The 6,238-nt window shown below is 59.2% G+C and carries 4 protein-coding genes and 1 tRNA gene; 2 read left to right on the forward strand and 3 right to left on the reverse strand.

Annotation, left to right across the window (positions count from 1 at the left end; translation table 11 throughout):
• Window positions 1-290 precede the first annotated feature (290 nt).
• A tRNA-Gln gene (locus tag ET21_RS0108355) sits at window positions 291-364 on the forward strand.
• A 145-nt stretch (window positions 365-509) separates the two neighbouring features.
• Here ET21_RS0108355 and ET21_RS0108360 read toward each other — a convergent pair.
• The gene (locus tag ET21_RS0108360; protein ID WP_030539311.1) at window positions 510-1,277 is read right to left on the reverse strand and encodes a hypothetical protein; all 768 of its coding nucleotides are present in this window, start codon (window positions 1,275-1,277) and stop codon (window positions 510-512) included.
• 187 nt (window positions 1,278-1,464) lie between these two features.
• Entirely contained in the window at window positions 1,465-4,860 is a 3,396-nt protein-coding gene (locus ET21_RS0108365; protein ID WP_030539312.1) for a TM0106 family RecB-like putative nuclease, read from the reverse strand.
• Between the two features lie 99 nt (window positions 4,861-4,959).
• Between ET21_RS0108365 and ET21_RS0108370 the strand changes: the two genes are divergently transcribed.
• On the forward strand, window positions 4,960-5,955 hold the full coding sequence (locus tag ET21_RS0108370; protein WP_030539313.1) for a YafY family protein: 996 nt from the start codon (window positions 4,960-4,962) through the stop codon (window positions 5,953-5,955).
• A gap of 38 nt (window positions 5,956-5,993) precedes the next feature.
• Here the strand turns inward: ET21_RS0108370 and ET21_RS28895 are convergent, their stop codons facing one another.
• The gene (locus tag ET21_RS28895; protein WP_369291561.1) at window positions 5,994-6,116 is read right to left on the reverse strand and encodes a DUF3892 domain-containing protein; all 123 of its coding nucleotides are present in this window, start codon (window positions 6,114-6,116) and stop codon (window positions 5,994-5,996) included.
• Window positions 6,117-6,238 lie beyond the last annotated feature (122 nt).

Genomic DNA, 6,238 nt, shown 5'->3' on the forward strand with positions numbered 1-6,238 from the left:
CGGCCTGATGATCAACCGCCCGGCCGCACACGGAAATCCTGACAGTCCCCAAGAGCGATGAAGACTAAGCCGCTTTGAAATAGCGGAGCCGCTTCCTATCTTGGATAGCGGCTCCCAAGCCCATCGATCCTGCAAAGGAAGATGAAAGAGCCCGCCGGACGCTGGTCGTCCGGCGGGCTTTTCGGTAGCTGGCTCGTCGTGATTTTCCTGAAAAGCTGTACCCAAGCCCCTTGACCTATCTGCCGAGCAGGCCTATTTGCGCGCTTCCCGTGCGAGCGACCCTCGCCCGGTGCCCGATCGTCTAAAGGTAAGACTACGGACTCTGACTCCGTCAATCGAGGTTCGAATCCTCGTCGGGCATCCAGAACTTTGTTGAGTTCGACTAACTCGTCCTCAAAATCCGGCTAAGTCGTCTTCAAGCCCTAAAAACCGAGATTAACTCTCGCCCATCCGTCCAGCCTGATGGTCGGATGCCAATGTGAGAGACTGGTAGCGATCCGCTTTAAGGATCAGTTGTCGCGGCCCGAACTTCCGCGCTTCGTCATTGCCGACGTGTAACGCGCTTCCTCTTCAGGTGCGGGGAAGGTCAAGCCTTCCAGCCCGTCAACGATCGGCTTAAGCTGATCAATCGTTCGAAGGTCTTCCAGGAGATGCGAACGGCTATATGCGTCAGGATCGATGATGGTGCCGTCGAATCGGCGCAGCGATAGATCGCCCATCTTCTCGTGCCGGCTAGAATAACGATCGAACGGGCGGTCGAAGTTTTCGCAGCGGCTCGGAAGGGCCCGATGAGTCTGATTGGTGCAGTGCACTGTCGGGATGAGCCAGCAGTAAACCAAGCGATTGCGCGCTTGTTCGATATCGCCCTCTTCAAGGGCCATCAGCACCAGTGACTTAACCTGTGAGACAGGAAAGGCGTGTTCGCGATCCTTGAGCTCCAGCTGATGACCATCGCGGTGCTCGCTAAAGAACTGCGGCCGCGCCTTGCTTGTCCAGGGAAGAAGATGTTGGTCGCGGATGAGATCACCGACAGCCTCACGACGCATGCGCTGCGCCACGCGAGCAAAATCGGGCACCTTGTCGACTAGAAGGTTGAGGAAGCGAATGTCGGCGTCGAGCTTTGCCGGCAGATAGAGGCCAGCCCATTCGGCGACCTTCACCCCGTGCCATCCGCGTTCCAACCATGCTGACCAGATCGTCCGCACATCTGTCGCTGTAGCAGCGATAAAATCCGAACCTTCATTCTCGTTCTGCGGGCCCAATTCGTCGTCGAACATAGTTTCGCTTTCTCCTTCAGTTTTCAACATGTTGGAGGCGGTCCAATAATATTTCGTATACGTAACTTGTGGCCCGGGTTCAGGAATGAATCACTACAGACTTGGCGTCACCGTGTTCGGAACGAAGCTCCTGATCAAGCGAGTCCACTGCCAAATGATGAGCGCTCCCCGGGTCAGAGGGCGTGGCTCAACTTTCCGTCGCGCCTTCCAGCATTGCGGCCCGCTGCTCTTCAGCGAACCGCTTAGCCCAACACAGCCCGTTGACGAGTTCCATTTGCGCTATGGTGGAACAGGGGATCTCCAGCAGCCGCGGACTGGCGTAAATCACTGAAAGGCACTTCGCCCTGCTGATGGCCACGTTCAGCCGGTTGCGGCTATACAGGAACTCGATATTTCGCGGCAGGTCGTCTGCTGAGGAGGTGGCCATGGATACCAGGACGACAGCAGCTTCTTGGCCCTGGAACTTGTCTACTGTTCCGACCCGGGCACCATCAGGAAGGACCCGTTTCAGCAGCTCCACCTGCATGTTGTATGGCGATACGACCAAAATGTCGTCAGTTCCGATCGTTCGCATATCACCATGCCGATCAACCCATCGGCCGCCCAACAAGGCGTTATAGGTGCGCGCAAGACGTTCCGCCTCCTCGTTTGAACGCTGGGTGCATCCGCTATGCGCAACATCGATGAAGCGCAGCCCTGCAGGCGCGAGCGCGTCAGGATCCTGAGCGAAATTCACTTGCAGCTGCTGGCTAGCAGTGGACGGTTCGGCTTCAAGGCGACCTTCATACACCGCATCGGATATGAAGCGGCAGAGATCAGGATGCATTCGGCGTGTGATGGGCAGGAACACGCCTTGCTCAGCTGGGACGGTATATTGCCCCTCGAGAAGGTAATCCAACGCAGATAGTCCGCTATTGCCCGGGTGGGTGCCCTTGATCGGCTGGGATAGTTGCATTTGGTCGCCCACCAGGACGAAATTGCGGGCGGAGATGCCCATCGCGACGATGTTGGCGAGACTCACCTGGCCCGCCTCATCAACGAAAAGATAGTCGAAGGCTTGGTCCAGTTCCTCCCGGGCGAAAAGCCAAGCCGTTCCGGCGACAAGGCGGTGATGCGCTTCAACCCCGCTACCGCTTCCGCCGATAACATCCTCGATCCACCCCTGTGTGCCGAGCGCCTGATCTTCGCGGGTCGACTTTTTCATCCCGCGGCAGTTCAGGCCTTGCGCCGTTGCCATCACCTCCACATCCGAGAGCAGATTATTGATGGCCTTATGCGAATTGGAAGCGATGGCGATGCGTTTGCCAGCGGCAAGCAGGGCCACGATGGCCTGCGAGGACGTATATGTCTTGCCCGCGCCGGGCGGCCCTTGGATCAGCAGGTAGCTGTCGTCGAGGGCGCGCAAAGCATCTATCGCGCCCGCCGTCGCGTCTGCGCCATCTGCCACTATTGGCTGGCCAGACGCGCGTCCCGAAAGGCGCGGCTTATCCCGTCGAAGAATGGCGGTGACAGCGCCATACCGAGTTCCACCGGAAGCGACGTGCTCGGCGTATCTGTGGATCGCCGCCCTGAGCACCGCATCGCCAATCGGGCCGGTGGGAATGAGCGCGGCTCCAGGTTCAAGCGGCGAGCGGCTCGGCCCCTGCTTCAGCTCCAGAATGCGCTGATCTTCGTCCATAAGCACAATTTCCCCAGCAGGTTCAAGCGTTCCAGAGCGCAATGGCGCATCCCCTACCTTCAGCTTAAAATCCTGTGCTGGGAAAGTGAACGTATGGACCAGCGACCGCTTGTCTTTACGCGGAGGGATGTCGGCATGGGGCTCTAGGTCAGCGAGACATTCGGCATCGTTCAGCAACCCTTCGCGGTCCAGATCCTGACGCGCAAACATCGCCCACCAGGATGGTTTGGCTTCCCTGCGATGGAATTCCAGCAGATCCGCCAGCAGATGCCGCCAGGGCTCGGCGTCGCCAGCTGTCAGGGCCTCTGCCAAGCGGCGCGTGCGCTCTTCAGCTTCAGTTCGCGCAGCTACCTTTTCTGGATCGGCGGCCGCCACTCGAGCTGAATCGAACCATACTGCATCATCCGGCCGCAATGACAGGAGCCAATCGCGGCACATGCGCGTCGAGCGGCAGTCGATCTCGTTATAATCAGCGATTTCCCGCAGCAGCTGATCATCGCCAAGGCGTCGCCAGCGTTCGTAGATGACGATGCTGTCGCCTGCATTCTTGACTTCCCCCTGTCGTCCGCCAGGCAGGTAAAAGGCCTCCATGTTCTTGATGGAGTAACGCGGTTCGGAAGTCCTGATGGCCTCTGCTACGACCCGGTAGAGATCCACAAGCCGCTCGCCCCGAAGCAGATCATCCACCTCCGCCTCACGCGTCCCATGATACATGGCGAGCTTCTTCAGGGCTGTCTGCTCGTAGGCGGCGTAATGGTAGATGTGCGCTTCGGGATAACGCGCGAGACGATCCACCATGAAATCGACGGTTTGTTCAAAAGCGACCTTTTCGCTCTCGCGATCATGCGCCCAAAATTCGTGAAACCGGTCCGCGCCTTCCTCATCGAACGCGACGATGCCGAAGAGATATTCAAGGCCTCCGTCGTAGAGAGGATCACCCTCCATGTCGAAGAACATGTCGCCATGATGAGGTCGCGGCAGACGTGAAAATCCGCGCCCTGCTTCCAGCGGCAAAATTTCCACGCGCTGCTCGCCCGTTCGGCGTTGATGGCCCTGGAGTCGAGCTTGACTGGTTAGCCGGGCGACGGTGTCGGGCTGCATGCCCTGCACCGCCGTCCCCGGTGGCAGCGCGCCGAGCGCTCCTATGTCGTTGATGCCGGATTCGCGCAGCGTTGAAATCTGGCCGCGCCCCATGCCTGCAACGATCGAGAGATGGTCTGTGGCTTGCCATTCCTCCTCGCATATGGGCGACCAGCGGCAGAACGTGCAATGTCCACATGGATCACTGGCAGACGTGGCCGGCGGGGCATCGACAAAGGCCTCGAAGCGGCGGCGCGCAAAATCGAAGTAATGGCGCACAGCGGTCGTGCGGAGAGACGTGGTTTCACCGGACCCCAACACCACATGCATCTCGGGCGGCAGCGCGCCTTGCACTTCTTCGAGCATGTCGGCGTAAACGCAGAGCTGAAGCACATGCTTGGCCTTTGCCGACCGAGCCAGCTTTGTATCGGCGACATCATAGACATAGGGCCCCAGCGATGAGGTTGCGTCGTCGCGCCGCAGCAGGAAGTCCGAATAGCCGTGCCACCTCCCTGCAAGGAAGGCGCCCTGATAGACGACGTCATACCCTTCGCGCATAGCTTGGCGCGTTGCATCAGCCCGCTCCTCCAGCGTGCCGGTCGCGGCGATTTCGATTACGGATCGACCTTCGTCCTGCAGTCGCTGAAGATAGGCGCGCTCGTGTTCAATCCCCTTCTCCTGCAGCAGGACGGCATTTTCGTCATCTTCCGCAAACGTCACGGGGGAGACCAGATTCCGGATATCCAGCACAGTGGCGTGCGCGCATCCCATGAAGTTCACCAGATCGCTGGCCGAGAAGATCGTCTGGCCGCTGTAATTCCGCATCATTACCCCCTTCGCGAATCGCTGTTTGCTGGACTGCATTGAACAGGCTCAGCATGATGCGATCACACGACAGGTCCTGTCGCATGGAGAAGGTTTAGGATGTCCTATCGCAACGCCATCGATCTTCTGACTATCGCCTCGCGCGCCGCAAGCGCTCGCGGGGTGACTCTCGAAGAAATCGCGGAAATTCTGGAACGGGACTATAGAACAGCGCAGCGAGTGGTAGCAGCGCTTCGTGAACGTTTTCCGGAATTGGACAGCTTTCGAGATGAGGAATCCGGAAAATTGCGGTGGTATCTTCCTCGTTCAGCGATCGCGCCCCTGCTGACGCCCACGCCTGAGGAACTTGCAGCGCTGACGCTTGCGGAAGAGATGCTGAAGAAGGGCGCAGGCATTGATCAGGTCCAGGCGCTGCGATCGCTGCATGCCAAGATCCTCGCCCTTATCCCGATAGATCGTAGCCGCAGGATCGAAGCGGATGAAGACGCGTTGCTGGTTGCGCTTGGGCATGCCGCGCGTCCTGGCCCGCGGCCGGTTGGAAACGAAGCCATCGATCATGCCATATCGACTGCGCTAAAGGGGACATCAGCGTTGCGAATTCGTTATCGCGGCTGGAAGGACGCGAAGGCCCGAGATCGCAGGGTAGCGCCGCACGGATTGTTGTTAGGAGCTCGCCGCTATCTTGTCGCCGTCGATCTGGAAAAGGTGGGTGGCGGCATCCAGCATTTTCGCGTGGACGCCATCGAAGATGCCGCGGTCCTGTCTGAAAGCTTTGTTCGCAAGCCTGGCTTCGATTTGGAAGCGCACGCGCAACGTTGCTTCGCATCCTATCAGCAGGAGGATGCCATCCATGACGTTGCTTGGCGCTTCGACGCACGCGCGGCGCCCAGGGCCGCCGGCTTCTTGTTCCATCCTGCGCAGACGGTCGAGCACGGGGAGGACGGGACTTTGCTGGTCCGCTTCCGGGCGTCAGGATTGCTGGAGATGTGCTGGCATCTGTATATGTGGGGTGACGCGGTGGAAGTGTTGTCGCCGCCCGAACTCGCGCTGATGGTGAAAGAACACCGCCGGAGCGACTTCGCATCGATGCCTTAACGGGACGGGGAACGATCCCCGCCCCGAAGCGCCGCGCATCAACAGTCCGGAAGGTCGTCAAGGTTGTTCCTTGACGTCGAATCGCGATCAGTGCGGAGGTATTTTCCCGTCGGCGCGTTGACGACCCGGATTTTGGTTTCCGGGCTGTTAGCCCAATTCACCCAATATTCGTGGATGCCGGATTCGATGTCGCTGATCGCATCAGCCTTGCTCTTGGGTGACCAGAACTCGCCCGGGGACTGTCAGGATTTCCGTGTGTGGCCGGGCATAATGGGCAACAAGG

Origin of the sequence: Sphingobium sp. DC-2 (assembly GCF_000722555.1) — a bacterium.
Lineage (GTDB): Bacteria > Pseudomonadota > Alphaproteobacteria > Sphingomonadales > Sphingomonadaceae > Sphingobium > Sphingobium quisquiliarum.

Bases quoted from the DNA above. Each gene is read 5' to 3' on its own strand.
- ET21_RS0108360 (WP_030539311.1), bottom strand. From the start codon at position 1,277: ATGTTCGACGACGAATTGGGCCCGCAGAACGAGAATGAAGGTTCGGAT.
- ET21_RS0108365 (WP_030539312.1), bottom strand. From the start codon at position 4,860: ATGCGGAATTACAGCGGCCAGACGATCTTCTCGGCCAGCGATCTGGTG.
- ET21_RS0108370 (WP_030539313.1), top strand. From the start codon at position 4,960: ATGTCCTATCGCAACGCCATCGATCTTCTGACTATCGCCTCGCGCGCC.